This is a genomic window from Bradyrhizobium amphicarpaeae (assembly GCF_002266435.3).
Taxonomy (GTDB): domain Bacteria; phylum Pseudomonadota; class Alphaproteobacteria; order Rhizobiales; family Xanthobacteraceae; genus Bradyrhizobium; species Bradyrhizobium amphicarpaeae.
In genome coordinates, this window is the sequence record NZ_CP029426.2 from 5427701 (window position 1) to 5442011 (window position 14311).

A 14311-nucleotide genomic window follows, 5' to 3' on the forward strand; every position below is an offset into this window, starting at 1 on the left:
GGCGGATAATTGCCCAAAGCGATCGCCCCTCACCGTTCCCGCCCGGCTTCATCGAGCGATTGCGTGATCGGCGACAGCAGATATTGGATGATCCGCCGTTCGCCGGTCTTGATCTCGGCCTGAACGGAGAGGCCGGGGCCGAGCGTCTGCTGGCGGTCGCGGATGCGGATGCTGGTCTGCAACAGGCGGATGCGCGCGGCGTAGACGAGGCCGGGCTGGACCGGCCGGCCCTTGTCGTCGCGCTGCGGCTGGCCGCCCGATTGCGACAGGTCGATCGCATCGCGGCTGATGCTCTCGACGATGCCCGGCACCAGGCCGTAGTCGGTGAAGGGAAACGCCTCCAGCTTGACCCGGACCGGCTGGCCCTCGCGGACGAAGCCGATGTCCTTGTTGAGGACCTGGGCCTCGACCTCGATCTCGGCGCCGTCGGGGACCACCGTCATCAGGGGCTGGGCCGGCTGCACGACCCCGCCGATCGTCGCGACCACGAGCTGCTGCACCGTTCCGGCGACGGGCGCGCGCAATGCCAGGAGCTCGCGTCGCCGCGTGGTCTTGCGCAGATCCTCGGCCGCGAGCTGCGCCTTGTCGCGGGCCTGGACCATCTCGGTCACGGCGGTCTTGCCGAACGTCTCGCGCAGCTTGCGGATCTCGGCCTCGAGCGCCGTCATCGCGGCGCGGGCCCGCGCCACATTGGCGAGCTGCACGTCGACGTTCTGGACGTGCTCGATGCGCTGCTGCTCGTATTCCAGCAGCCGCAGCCGCGCGAAATTACCCTGCTCGGTGAGCAGCCGGCGGGCCTCGAGCGACTGTTCGACGAGCGGCAGGGTGAGGCGCAGCTTGTTGATCTCGACCTCGGCGGAGGTCAGCTCGGCCGCGCGCTGCGCGATCTGCTGCTGCAGGCTGGCGACCTGCGCCTCGTATTCGGCGATGCTGGCGCGGACATATTGCTCCTCCACCGCGACCATCGCTTCCGGCGTGTCGTCGGGGGCGACGAAGCCGGTCGGCCGTCCGGCGAGATAGGCGAGCAGAGCCGCGTTGCGGGCCTGGATGAGCCTGGAGGCCTGCAAATTCTGACGCGCCTGCGACTCGTCGGCGGTCGCGAGCGTCGGATCGAGCTCGACCAGAAGCTGCCCCTCCTCGACATGCTGGCCGTTGGCGACGTGGATGGCGCGCACCGAGCCGATCTCCATCGGCTGGATGGTCTTGACCTTGCTCGACGGAATGATCTTTCCGCTCGCCACCGCCACGACGTCGACCGTGCCGATGACGGACCAGACCAGAGCGGCGGTGAAGAAGCCGCAGGTCATCAGCAGCAGCATGCGCAGGCCCGGGCTCGGCGGCTTCTCCATGATCTCGAGGGCGGCCGGCAGGAACTCGTGATCGGAGAGCGGCCGCCGGTTGCGGTCGGCCTCGTTCTGCATGCTCCAGCTCGCCCGCAGCACGGCCCAGTGCCTGGCGAGCATCGGAAAGCGCTCGGCAACCCAGGCCGTCACGTGCTGCGCCCCATTTGCTTGGTGTAGAGCTGGGCGTAGCGGCCGCCGGAGTGCAGCAGCGTCTGGTGATCGCCGGTCTCGGTAATCTCTCCGGCTTCGACGGTGACGATCCGGTCGCATTGCCGCACCGCGGAGAGGCGGTGCGCGATGATGATGACGGTGCGGCCGCGGGCGATGCCGGCAAGATTGTGCTGGATGATCTCCTCGCTCTCGGCGTCGAGCGCGCTGGTCGCCTCGTCGAGGATCAGGATGCGCGGATTGCCGATCAGCGCCCGCGCGATCGCCATCCGCTGCCGCTGCCCGCCCGAGAGGTTGCCGCCCCGCTCGTCGATCACCGTGTCGTAGCCGTGCGAAAGGCTGAGGATAAATTCGTGCGCGCCGGCGAGCTGGGCGGCGGCGATGACCCGCTCCATCGGCATCGTGGTGTCGGCCAGCGCGATGTTCTCGCGTACCGAGCGATTGAACAGGATGTTCTCCTGCAGCACGACGCCGATCTGCCGGCGCAGCCACGCCGGGTCGACCAGAGCGAGATCGACGCCGTCGACCAGCACCCTGCCCTGCTCCGGAACATAAAGCCGCTGCACGAGCTTGGTCAGCGTCGACTTGCCCGAGCCCGAGGGGCCGACGATGCCGATCATCTCGCCCGGCTGGATCGCGAGCGTGACGCCGCGCAAGGCCTCCGGCGCATCGGGACGATAGCGGAAACGAACCCGGTCGAAGTTCACCGCGCCCTTGATCGGAGGAAGGCTCGCCCGGTTGGGGTTATGATCGGGCTCGGCCGGCGCGTTCAGGACGTCGCCGAGCCGGTCGACCGAGATGCGCACCTGCTGAAAATCCTGCCAGAGCTGGGACAGCCGCAGGATCGGCTGAGCGACGCGCCCGGAGAGCATGTTGAAGGCGACGAGCGAGCCGACCGAGAGCTCGCCGGCGATGACCGCCTTGGCGCCGAAGAACAGGATCGCAACGGTGGTCAACTTGGACACCAGCTGGATCAGATGGCTGCCCCAGTTTGCAAGCGTTGCGACTTGAAATCCGGTGCTGGTGTAGCCCGCGAACTGTTTCTCCCACTTCGCCCGCATCTGCGGCTCGACCGCCATCGCCTTCAGCGTGCCGATGCCCGTGACGCTTTCGACCAGGAAGGACTGGTTCTCCGCGCCGCGTTTGAATTTCTCGTCGAGGCGCGCGCGCAGCGGCGGCGTCACGATCACCGAGATCGCGACATAGAGGGGGATCGACAGCGTGACGATCAGGGTCAGCAGCGGACTATAGGCGTACATCACGCCGAAAAAGACGATGGTGAAGAACAGGTCGATCACCACCGTGACGGCATTCGAGGTCAGGAACTCCCTGATACGGTCGAGCTCGCGCACGCGGGCGACGCTGTCACCGACGCGGCGCGCCTCGAAATACGACAGCGGCAGGTTGAGAAGATGCCGGAACAGCTGCGCCGAAAGCTCGCTGTCGACGCGGTTGGTGGTGTGAGCAAACAGCCAGTTGCGCAGCGCCGACAGGCCGGTCTCGAAGATCAGTACCGCCGAAAGCCCGACCGCCAGCACGTCGAGCGTGGTCAGCGACTGATGGACCAGCACCTTGTCGATGACGAGCTGGAAGAAGATCGGCGAAATCAGTCCCATCAATTGCAGGAAAAAGGACCCGATCAGCACGTCGCGCAGCGGCCCGCGGTATTTCACCAGCGCCGGAATGAACCAGCTGATGTCGAAGGGGCGCGTCGCCCCCGCCATCAGCTCACGCGTCGTCATGAGCAGCAACCGCCCGGCATACCGCTCGCCAAAATCGTCCGCCGACCACACTTCGGGACGTCCACCATTGCCGCGCTGGATCAGGAAGCGCGGACCCGTCGGCTGCTGGTCGACCTTGAGCAGAACCGCGGCCTCGCCGTCCTGCAATTCGGCGAGCGCTGGCAAGGGGACCTTTTGAAGCTCCTCGGCTGCCGCGGGCTTCACCTTGGCAACGATCTTCAGCCGCTTGGCGATCCGGGCGAGGTCTTCAAGCCGGTACCGTTCGCCCGGCGAGCCATGGTCATGGGCGATCTGACCAGCGTCAGCCGGGACACCGAGGAATTTGGCGAGCAGAATGAAGGAAAGCAGCGACGCCGGAAGATCAGGATCATGACCGCTCGTCAGACCTGCGGCCTCGTCAGGCGCTTTCGCGATCGCAATGGTCATGACCCCAACTTCACACTCAGCCAGAACAGACGGGATCCCAACCGGGAACTTCGCAGGACTGGCTTGGTCGCCCGGCTATTCATCCACTCACGCAGCAGACAAGACAACAACTTAACCACGGACAATACGATCGTTTACATCTAACGTTGTTCAATGAGCAAGCCAAGCCCTCCTTCGTCGCGTCGACGAAGGTCCGGGGTGAGAATGAGCCGCCCCGGGTTTGCCGCAGGCTTCAACTCTCGAACGGAGCGATGACAAGCAAGACGACGATCGAGTTTTCACCCGAGGCGCGGACCCGAGCGGTTCGGATGGTTCTGGATCAAGCCGTGGCTACGACATCGCGGTCGGGTGAGCCGTCCGCGAAGGCCAGTGCGTTTTGCCCGGCCATCGCACGCCCTCCGATCGTATCGGCGTCAATGCGACATCAGCAGGCAGGCCGGAGCCTGCTGCAGCAGGCTCTGCGTCATGCCGCCGAAAATCCATTCTCCCAGCCGGCTGTGTCCATACCCGCCGGTCACGACGAGGTCGGCACCGACGTCGGCGGCCAGCCGAACGAGATAGCCTGCGTCGGGTTCCGCCGTATGCACGCGCACTTCGTGCTGGCAATTGACGCCATGGCGCTGAAGATACCTGGCAACGTCTCGCACCCGATCACGCGCGGAATCCTGTTCGCTCGACGTGCAGATTTCGGCGATCGTGACTTGCGAAGCCCGCGTCAAAAACGGCAGTGCGTCGCGAACGGCCAGTCGCGCCTCCCGGGCATCTTTCCAGCCGACCACGATCCGGTCACCCGACAATGTGGTGACGCCTTCCGGCACCGCAAGGATTGGACGGCCCAGCCGCAACATGGCTCCGGCCGCATCGAGGTAGTGATTGGATCTGGCCTTCAGCTGGCTGCGCCGCACCACGACAAGGTCCGCCGCCCTGGACTGCTCGACCAGGAATTCCGTCGGAAAGCCGATCGCCCAACGCCACTCCACCTTTTCGCTCGGCAGACGAACGATGCGCCTGAACCATGCCTCTTTGGCCGAAAGAGTTGCGCGTATGCGCTCGAGATCGTCGGCGGTCGTCTGCTCGATGATCACGCCTTCGGCGACGAACGGAGGCTCTATTGCGATGGCCGAGACGCCGAGCAGGGCCGCCCCAAATCTGTTCGCGACGCCTTCGGCGACGGCAATCTGCCCTTCGTCCTGCTGCTGGGAATCAACGTAGACCATGACGCTGGCAAGAGACATAGCGTTGCTCCTTTGCTCGGATCATCCCTTTATCTCGCGTTTCCCAGCTATCCCGTTGACGCAAATCAATCGGTGCTGCGGACGGTCGGTTACTGACATCCAGTCAAGCAAGCAATCGCTTCTCTTCAGATGACCGATTCATCCGTCGACATTTCAGGCAACCTGCGCCGCCGACTCGGCCTTCCTTTGCTTGTCCTCTACGGGACCGGCATCACGATCGGCGCGGGCATCTATGTTCTGATCGGCGCCGTGGCCGGCCACGCCGGCCCATATTCTGTATGGTCGTTCCTGCTGGCAGCCTTGGTCATGGGGCTCACGGTGGCGTCCTACGCAGAGATGGCGACAAGGTATCCGGTGAGCGCCGGTGAAGCAGCCTATGTGCGAGCTGCGTTCGATTCCCGGCTGCTCTCGACGATCGTCGGGCTCCTGACACTGTGCACCGGTGTGGTCGCAGCCGGCGCAGTCACTCTGGGGAGTGTCGGCTATATCAGGCAATTCGTCGATCTACCCCCGCCAGTCATCGTCGTCGCGATCGTCGTGTCGCTGGGAGTGATCGCGGCCTGGGGGATTCTTGAATCCGTCGTGTTGGCCGGTGTGTTCACGGTCATCGAAGCCGGAGGTCTCGCATGGATCATCCTCGCAGCCATTTGGCATATGCCGTCGTTCGCCTCGGCGCTCGTTGCCTTTCCTCCGATGAACGCAGCGGCTCTCTCGGGAATTACCTATGCATCCCTGCTCGCGTTCTTTGCGTTTGTCGGATTCGAGGACTTGGCAAACGTGGTTGAAGAGGCCAGGATTCCGCACAGGGACATTCCGCGCGCCATGGCTCTCACCCTCCTGATAACATCAGTCCTCTACATTCTCATCGCTGCGATATCGATTACAGCCGTGCCGACGGATCGCCTGACCGCCTCGCCGGCGCCGCTCAGCCTGGTATTCCGCACCGTAACGGGCATGGAGCCCATGCCGCTCAACGTGATTGCTGTCGTCGCGACTCTGAACACCGTCCTCGCCCAAATGACTATGGCCGCGCGCGTCATTTACGGGATGTCGCGGCAAGGCGACCTGCCACGCCTGCTATCTCGTGTCCACGCGAGCACCGGCACACCTGTCATTGCGACCGGATTGGCCATGCTTTCCGTAATCGCCCTCGCGCTCACGTTCCCGATCGAAAGACTGGCCACCGGCACCTCGGTCGCCACGCTGGCGACATTTGCGATGGTGAACTTGTCGCTGCTCTGCATTCGCGCGCGCCATGTCCATTCGGTCGAACGGCACGTTCGGATCCCGATCTGGGTGCCGATCCTGGGGCTCCTGACTTGTCTGACCATGATCGGGGTTGCGATCGCTTAGGGACCGCACTTCCCGGCCGAGGAGCGGGCTTTGTGCGGTCTTTCGCGAACAACGGATTGGGATCATCAAATGACGAACGATACCGTCGCTAGCTGTAGAAGATACCTCCGTCCACGTTGAGGGCTTGGCCGGTCACAAACGCGGAATCATCGGACGCGAAAAACGCCACGGGACCGACGACGTCTTCCGGCTGCCCGAGCCTGTGCAGGTCCGTGACCTTTTCGAAATAGGCGACCCGCTCGGGATCGCGAAGATTGTTCATCCCCATCTCCGTCATGATGATGCCCGGGCATACGGCATTGACCGTGATGCCGAAGCCTCCGAACTCCATGGACGAAACCCGGGTGAAGCCGACCACGGCCGATTTCGACGCGGCGTAATGGGACTGCCCCGGACCGCCCGTTCGGGCCGCGAGCGAGGCAATGTTGACGATCCGTCCATACTTGCGCTCCTTCATGTGCGGCACCAAGGCCTGGGTCATCTGGAACACGCCGCGCGTGTTGACGGCGAACGTCTGATCCCAGGTTTCGGTGGTCAATTCGTCGATGGTCGCCAGCCTGAGTATTCCCGCATTGTTGACGAGGACGTCGACATGCCCGAGACCCCGGACCGCTTCAGCCACGGCGCGCCTGCAATCGGCGGCGTCGCTGACGTCACCCAGCACCGGGATGCAGCGGCGGCCAAGCTCCTTGACCTCGGAAACGGTCTCGAGGAGGACCTTCTCCTGGGCCGCGATGTCCGTCAGCGCCAGATCGTAGCCGCGCCTCGCAAGACCAAGCGCTATCGCGCGGCCAATTCCGCGGCTTGCTCCCGTAACGATCGCATGTCGGGCCATGTTGCGTTCTCCCCTGGTGTTCAAATGAATGTTTCCTGATAGTGTGAATGGATCAGACGCGTGCAGGCTTGCGGACCGGGAGGCTGTTCATGGCCTTCACGGTCTCGTCGAACGACACAAGATTGGCGCCCGAGCCCAGCCCCGTCGCGACGATCGCGGCCGTCGCGGTCGCGAGCTTGGCGCAGTCGAGCAGGTCCCAGTCGCGCGCGAGACCGGCGATGAAACCGCCCGTGTAGGAATCGCCGCATCCCGAAGTATCGCGGACCGCAACCTCGAACGCCGGCACCGTGAACTGACGTCCGTCACGGGTCATCACGAAAGAGCCATCGGCGCCGAGCGAGATGGCGCAGGCCCCCGCTCCCCTCTCGATGAAGAACCGCGCACACGCGGCTGGATCGTCGGTTCCGACCATGGCGCTGGTCTCGTCGATGCTCGGCATGAAGAAATCGACGTAAGGCAGCAGCGGTTCCACCAGCGCCAGCGTTTCGCCTCGCGCCTGGATCAGATCGAGCGTCGTCGTGCAGCCGGCCGCCTTCGCGTCCCGCAGCAAGGCAACGGATGGCGCTCCGTCCATCGCGAGCAGGGAGCCGACTCCGCCGAGATGAAGAATCTTGCTCCGGCAAGCGGCCACTTGCGTTTCGGGCGCGATCCGCCAGCGGGCAGAAGCGCCCCTTGCGTGCATGACCGGACGCGAGCCGTCGGGCCGGATCGGCAGGATCGTGGCCGAGGTCGGACTGCCGGCCATCTGCTCCATGAGGGAGATGTCGATGCCTTCCCGCTCCAGCGTGTTCAGCATCCAGTCGGCCTTCTCGTCGGAGCCGACAGCGCCGACCGCGAGCGCCTTCAGACCGAGACGCGCGCAAGGGACGACCGTTCCGCCGGCGGTGCCGGCGACTGCGAGCCGAATCTCTTCGATCAGCAAGCGGCCGCCGCCGGGCGGAATCTCGGTGACGGGGACCCCCAGAATATCCAGAATATAAGTGCCGCAGACGCTGACGTCGTGAGTGTTTGCCATGAGTTCTCGCAGGAGGTGGTTTGGGCGGGATTCATCTAGCTCGGTTGCAGGGGAATCTTGAGCGTGCCGTCATTGTCGCGCAGGCCGTACTGCCCCCACCGCTTCAGGATGCTGTCGATCTCCTCGTCCGGCAGCAGGGGAGGAGAGCCAAGTTGAAGGCAACCGTGATATTGCTTGGCGAGCACCTCCACCTCCACCGCGAGCCACATCGCCTTGCGCAGGTTGGGACCTGTGGCGATCAAACCGTGATGGGCGAGCAGGCAGGCGCGTCGGTAGCGAAGCGCGTCCAGGGCCGCCTGCGACAGCTCGGCCGTGCCGTATTGCGCATAGGGCGCGCAGGGGATGTCGTTGCCGCCGGCCGCGGCGATCATGTAGTGAATGGCAGGGATCGCGCGATTCATGATCGCGATGACAGTGCAGAAGATCGGATGCGCGTGAACGACGGCGCCGACCTCCGGCTTCGATCTCAGGATGTCGAGGTGAAAACGCCATTCCGTCGACGGAACGTTGCTGGCCGACGCGACCCAAGAGCCGTCCCACTTCATGGCCACGATGTCCTCGGGCTTCATGCGGTCGTATGGAAGACCGGACGGCGTGAGCAGCATGCCGTCGTCGGTTCGGACGCTGATGTTTCCGGACGTTCCCTGGTTGATGCCTTGCGCCGCCATCTCACGACATGCGTCGATGACGGACTGACGAAGCTCGAGCTCTGTTTCGCGGCTGGTCATGCGCTGTTCCGACTCTCGTTCATGTCGTTGCTCCAAGCTGAACCTGGCGGTCGACCAGCAGCCACGTGGTTCGTGCCATCGCCAAAACTTCCTGTTCCGAACTCAACAAAGCGCTCTCGGCAAAGAGCTTGCGACCCTCCCGCCCGGTCGGCCAGGCGGTCACCACACAACGATCGCCGGGGCGTGGCCGACGATCGATCCGCGCCGCCATGCGCCCGAGCAAGGCCGTCTCGTTACCCTTCAAGCCCAGATGACGGGCACCCACGCTGCAATAGCCGGTCGGACAATCGAGGGCGGCCCAGACGAATTCGGGCGCGACGTAGCCGTCGTCGCCGGACAAGCTGCCATGTGGTATCCAGGACGCAGCGAACACCACGGGCTTGCCCGGGACTGCTCCCGCCTGGAGCGGACCTGCGAAGATCCGCAGACCGTCGCCATGGCCACGCGCAGGGCCGCAGACGAAGCAAGCCGGAAGGTCGTGGGTCTGCTCGTCGTAGGGCGTTCTGGCCACCGCTTCTTCCGCCGCCTCGTAGCTCACCCCGGGAATATCCCGAGCGTCTATCCTCGTTGCGGACGCCGTCGCGAGTAGCTTGTCGTTCTCGCGCAGCTCGATGGCGCCATCAGATGCGGTCAGGATGTCGAGCGGCCGCTCCAGCGGCGGCGGCGCGCGCAACGTGACTTCGGCGTCTCCCGCGACGTGTCTTGCGAGACATCCGCAGACATAGCCTCCGTTGCCGGAATTCGGCGGTCCCCGGAAGCGTCTGTCGATGACAAGCGATACCATTGCAGTCTTCGTCCGAGGCGTTCAGCGGCCCATCGCAAAGAATTCGTCGTTCGGACGCATGCTGGTGACGTTGGCGAGGCGGTTCGACATCCCGAAAAATGCAGCGATGGCCGCGATGTCCCAGACGTCCTCCTCCGTGAATCCGTGTCCCTTGAGATCCCGTACGTCGACATCGTCGACCTCATAGGCGCGCGCCGAGACCTTCATTGCGAAATCGAGCATCGCCCTTTGCCGCGCGGTGATATCGGCCTTGCGATAGTTGACGGCGACCTGGTCCGCGATCTGCGGATTCTTCGCCCGCACGCGCAGGATCGCGCCGTGTGCGACGACGCAATACTGGCATTGATTGGCGCTGCTGGTCGCCACCACGATCATCTCGCGCTCGGCCTTGGTGATCGGCCCCGGCTTGTCCATCAGCGCGTCGTGATAGGCGAAGAACGCCCGAAACTCGTCCGGGCGATGCGCGAGCGTCAGGAAGACGTTGGGCACGAAACCGGACTTCTCCTGAACCGCCTCGATCCGCGAGCGGATATCCGCAGGCAGGGTCGCGATGTCGGGGACGGGAAAGCGGCTGATGGCGGGCGCAGACATGTTGCAAGCTCCTGTTAGACTGCCGCGAGCGCGACGAGCGTTTCCTGATAGGCCTCGAACGCATCGCGCCGATCGGCGGCGTAGGGCTCGACCCGCACGAGGCAGGTGTGGGCCGAACAGCCCTGGCCGAATTGAGACGTGCCGATGTCGAGCGTGAGCACGTTCGGATTGCCAGCAACCTCGAGGCCGCTATTGCCGGTCGGCGTGAACCATGCGCCGGTCGGGAGCACCAGCACGCTCCGGCGAACCTGGTCGGTGACCTCGGCCGTCGCCAGGCACTCCCCGCGGCCGTTCCAGATGCGGATCGTCTGACCATCGGCGATGCCGAGAGCATCCGCGTCGTCGGGATGCAGGTGAGCCCGTTCACGGCCGTTGCGCTTCATGGCCCTGCTCGATGCGCCGGTTTCGAGCTGGCTGTGAAGACGGCCGACCGGCTGGTGCGAGATCAGGTGCATCTGGCCGGCATCGGCGGCGTTGCCGAGCCATTCGGCCGGCTCGATCCACGCCGGATGCGAGCGACAATCGGCATAGTCCAGCCTGGCCAAAGTCTCGCTGCCAAGCACGATCTTTCCACTTTCGGTCCTCAGCGCATGGGCCTCCGGCTCGTTGCGGAAGTCGGCGAGGAACGTCTGCTCGGCCTTGACCGGGCAGCGAGCATAGCCGGCTTCCCAGAACGCATCGAAATCAGGCATCTTGAAATCGAAGCGCTTCGAAGCGTCGCTGCGGCACTCTTCGTAGAGATGCCGGACCCAACCCATCTCGTCCCGGCCCTCGTTGAAGCGATCGGCCACTCCGAGCTTGCCTGCAATGGCGTCGAAGATCTCGAAGTCGGAGCGGGATTCTCCCAGCGGCTCGATGGCCTGCTTCATCGCCAGGATGAAGTCGGAACGCCTGTTGCCGGCAAGATCGTTGCGCTCGATCGACGTGGTTGCCGGCAGTACGATGTCCGCGCGCTGAGCTGTCGCCGTGAACATCGGATCCTGCACGATGATCGTCTCGGGCCTCGTCCAGGCGTCCGACAGGCGATTGAGATCCTGATGATGGTGGTAAGGATTGCCGCCAGCCCAATAGACCAGCCTCGTATCCGGATAGGTGCGGATCTCGCCTTCATAGCTGAATGGCCGGCCGGGATTGAGCAGCATGTCGGTGACCCGCGCCACCGGGATGAAGCTGTCGATCGGTCTGGTCAGCTGTGAGATGGCCGGAGACCGGGCCAGGTTGAGCGGCGCTCCCACACCACCCAGGGAGGCGTAGCCGTAGCCCACGCCGCCGCCCGGCAATCCGATCTGGCCGGCGACCGATGCGAGTCCGAGCGCCGCCCAGAACGGCTGCTCGCCGTGATGGGCGCGCTGCAGGCTCCAGCTCACGGTCAGCATGCTGCGCGTATCGACCAGGCGCCTTGCGAGTTCGGCGATCTTCCCCGCATCGAGACCGCAGATGCCCGCAGCCCAAACCGCCTCCTTGCGGACGCCATCCGCCTCGCCTTCGAGATAGCGGAGCAGGCGATCCGCACCGCTGGTGCAGCGCGCAAGGAAATCCCTGTCGTGCCGTCCCGCTTTCACGATCTCGCCGGCAAGGCCGAGCATCAGCGCCGTGTCGGTGTTCGGGCGGATCGGCCACCATTCGGCATTGACCCAGTCGGGCAGATCGTCCTTCAGCGGCGAGACGTGAATGACCCTGACGCCGCGCGCGACGATTTTCCTGAGATAGGTTTCAAGCCGGTGGCTGCCGATTCCGCCGGCCTCGTTCTGTGCGGTACGCGGCGAGAGCGCGCCGAACACCACCAGCGTCTCGGTGTGCTGCGCGATGGTGTCGAGCGTGTTGGCGCGGCCGCCGCATGCATCGTCGCTGCCCAGCGTGTGCCGCAGGATCACGGGGCCTGCCGCGATCGAATAGGTGTCGACGTGCCTGGTGAAGCCGCCCACCAGATTGAGCATGCGCTTCAGAAGCGACGAGGCATGATGCAGGCGGCCCGAGTTCGTCCAACCGTAGGAGCCGGCGAATATCGACGCATTGCCGAAGGTGCGGGCGACGCGGCGCACTTCATCCGACACCAGCGTCGTTGCCTCGTCCCAGCTGACCGGCACGAACTTCTCCCGGCCGCGGCCCCGGCGATCGCTCTTCTCGCGCTTGTCCAGCCAGCCGGAACGGACCATCGGTCGCAGTACGCGGCGCGCCGGGTTCGCCCATTCGGCGACAGAATGGATGATCGGGGAAGGAGCCGGATCGTGCTCGAACGGCTCGACGCCCACGATGCGATTATCCTCGACGAGGATCGTATACGCACCCCAATGGCTGCAGTGCGGGACCCGCTTGACTTCGCTCATGCGGCAACCGTCCCAAGCTCGCGCCGCATCTGCGCGGCGAATTCGGGATAGGTCTCGGCAAGTTCGTCGAACACGCGGCCGCGGAGGAGGTCGAGTGTCGCGCGATCGGGCAGCGCGGTCTGCCGCGGCTCGGCGTCATGGGTGAACCGAAAGCCGGTCGCCTCTTTGATCTCCGCGAGATCATGCCCGGGATGGACACTCTCCAGCTCGAAGCCCGGCCGCGTCTTGTCGAAGCGGAAGAGGCTCTTGCCGGTCAGCAGGGCGATAGGACCGCCGCTCCTGAACACCCCGTCCGGACTGACACCTGGGGCACTGATGAAGTCCACCTTCTCGACGAAAACACGCGGCGTATGCTCCTCCCGGAACAGGATGACGCGCGGTACGACGAAATAGAGATAGGCCGACCCGAACGAGCCCGGCCAGCGCGCGCTCGATCGCGGATAGTCCCCGGCGCCGACGAGGTTCACGTTGCCGAAGCCGTCGATCTGGCCACCGCCGAGGAAGAACGCGTCGATCCGGCCCTGCCCCGCGCAATCGAACAGTTCCGCCGAACCGTTGGTGAAGAAATTATGCTCGACGGAGCCGAGAATGGAGATGCGTGGACCGACGGCGCCCTCCGCTTCCTTCATTGCACGCAGCAGCATCGCGCCGGCGGCGGGAATCGGAGAGGACGCCCCTACGGCAACGTGCCTGACGCCATCGAGCAGCCGAGCGATCGTGCAGATCAGCACTTCGCGAGGGAGGACCTCAGCCATCACGCGGGCTCCATCTGCGCCTGGGCCATATAGGCGGAGAAACCGTCGGCCGTTCGCGCGGCTTTCGCGTAGCGTGCGATCTCCGCGCTGTCGGTCGGATACTCGCCCCACAGTCCATAGGGCCACGCCCCCTTCGGAGCGCGCGCCACCGCCGTGACGTAGAGCGAGGGCAGCACGCCGGCGGCGGTCATCTCGTCCGCAAGCAGATTCTCCTCGACGATGCGCTCCACCGTGACAAGCGCGATCCGCGAGGCGTAGGCCATCGCGGCAAGCTCGCGGCGCCGTCCGATCCAGACATTGCCGAAGCGATCGGCCATCGGCACGTGGAAGATCGTGATGTCGGGTTTGATGGCGGGAATCAGCACGATCGGATCGCCTCCGTCCGCCATCGGATTGTCGACGACGCGCCAATCGTCGCGATGCCGGAGCAGATCCGTTCCGATCAGCCCCCGGAGCGGCATGAAGGGACTGCCCTTCTGCGCCGCCATCAGGCCCGCGTGGATGGCAGGACACGTCGCGTCCTTGAGTCGAACCGCGCCTTCCTTGACGGCGGCGTTGAAGCGGGGCGCCCCGCCCGCTTCGCCGAGCGAGACGGCGCTGGTCTCCACCGTCCGGACCAGGCCCGCGCCGACGAGCTGGTCGACCTGCAATCCGCCGGTCGGCACGCACACGAGATCGAGATCGCCCGCACCATGCTCAATGATCGGCCGCGTCATGGCCATGGAGACGCCGGCGTAATCCACCGGCAGCGCCACGCGCATGCCCGGCTCGATGTGCTTCGCCAATGCGCGAGGCTCGCTCAACACCATCATCCTCCCAACAAGTGTTCTATATTGTGGAACGCTATTCCAAATAAATGTTAGACGGATTTGAATGCGACTGTCAATCTGGCTTCACCGGATAGGCCTTTGTTTACAGGGGAAGTCGCCCGCGCAGGCGATCGCGACGCGCGCGGCTGCGTCGCGGCTGAACGGCGCGACTTGACAAGTGCGCGCGCTACGCCAAGAAT

At 64.8% G+C, this 14311-nt stretch carries 12 protein-coding genes; 1 reads left to right on the forward strand and 11 read right to left on the reverse strand.

Annotated features, from left to right (window positions below):
* Positions 1-29: 29 nt before the first annotated feature.
* The 3 genes from CIT40_RS25455 to CIT40_RS25465 form a co-directional block, all read right to left on the reverse strand.
* Complete coding sequence (locus CIT40_RS25455; protein WP_162307670.1) at positions 30-1493, reverse strand: HlyD family type I secretion periplasmic adaptor subunit; 1464 nt, start codon at positions 1491-1493, stop codon at positions 30-32.
* On the reverse strand, positions 1490-3679 hold the full coding sequence (locus CIT40_RS25460; protein ID WP_094891160.1) for a type I secretion system permease/ATPase: 2190 nt from the start codon (positions 3677-3679) through the stop codon (positions 1490-1492). The genes CIT40_RS25455 and CIT40_RS25460 overlap by 4 nt, the downstream gene beginning before the upstream one ends.
* A gap of 413 nt (positions 3680-4092) precedes the next feature.
* Entirely contained in the window at positions 4093-4914 is an 822-nt protein-coding gene (locus CIT40_RS25465; RefSeq protein ID WP_094891159.1) for a universal stress protein, read from the reverse strand.
* A 129-nt stretch (positions 4915-5043) separates the two neighbouring features.
* On the opposite strand from CIT40_RS25465, the gene CIT40_RS25470 reads away from it, so the two are divergent.
* Positions 5044-6267 carry an APC family permease gene (locus CIT40_RS25470; RefSeq protein ID WP_094891158.1) on the forward strand — a complete coding sequence of 408 codons (1224 nt, stop codon included), beginning with the start codon at positions 5044-5046 and terminating at the stop codon, positions 6265-6267.
* 88 nt (positions 6268-6355) lie between these two features.
* Here CIT40_RS25470 and CIT40_RS25475 read toward each other — a convergent pair whose 3' ends face one another.
* From CIT40_RS25475 to CIT40_RS25510, 8 genes are all read right to left on the reverse strand, one after another.
* Complete coding sequence (locus tag CIT40_RS25475) at positions 6356-7102, reverse strand: SDR family NAD(P)-dependent oxidoreductase (protein ID WP_094891157.1); 747 nt, start codon at positions 7100-7102, stop codon at positions 6356-6358.
* 52 nt (positions 7103-7154) lie between these two features.
* Positions 7155-8117: a carbohydrate kinase family protein gene (locus CIT40_RS25480; protein ID WP_094891156.1), complete on the reverse strand. Its 963-nt coding sequence runs from the start codon at positions 8115-8117 to the stop codon at positions 7155-7157.
* Between the two features lie 35 nt (positions 8118-8152).
* The gene (locus CIT40_RS25485) at positions 8153-8845 is read right to left on the reverse strand and encodes an L-fuculose-phosphate aldolase (RefSeq protein WP_094891155.1); all 693 of its coding nucleotides are present in this window, start codon (positions 8843-8845) and stop codon (positions 8153-8155) included.
* Positions 8846-8864: 19 nt separating this feature from the next.
* On the reverse strand, positions 8865-9518 hold the full coding sequence (locus CIT40_RS25490) for a hypothetical protein (protein ID WP_334265217.1): 654 nt from the start codon (positions 9516-9518) through the stop codon (positions 8865-8867).
* Positions 9519-9650: 132 nt separating this feature from the next.
* The gene (locus CIT40_RS25495) at positions 9651-10220 is read right to left on the reverse strand and encodes a peroxidase-related enzyme (protein ID WP_094891153.1); all 570 of its coding nucleotides are present in this window, start codon (positions 10218-10220) and stop codon (positions 9651-9653) included.
* Positions 10221-10234: 14 nt separating this feature from the next.
* Complete coding sequence (locus CIT40_RS25500) at positions 10235-12547, reverse strand: molybdopterin-dependent oxidoreductase (RefSeq protein ID WP_094891152.1); 2313 nt, start codon at positions 12545-12547, stop codon at positions 10235-10237.
* Positions 12544-13302, reverse strand: a complete 759-nt coding sequence (locus CIT40_RS25505; protein WP_094891151.1) for a CoA transferase — start codon at positions 13300-13302, stop codon at positions 12544-12546. Before CIT40_RS25505 ends, CIT40_RS25500 begins: the two co-directional genes overlap by 4 nt.
* Positions 13302-14111 (reverse strand): CoA transferase subunit A, encoded by an 810-nt coding sequence (locus CIT40_RS25510; RefSeq protein WP_193550934.1) that lies wholly within the window; start codon positions 14109-14111, stop codon positions 13302-13304. Before CIT40_RS25510 ends, CIT40_RS25505 begins: the two co-directional genes overlap by 1 nt.
* Positions 14112-14311: the final 200 nt, after the last annotated feature.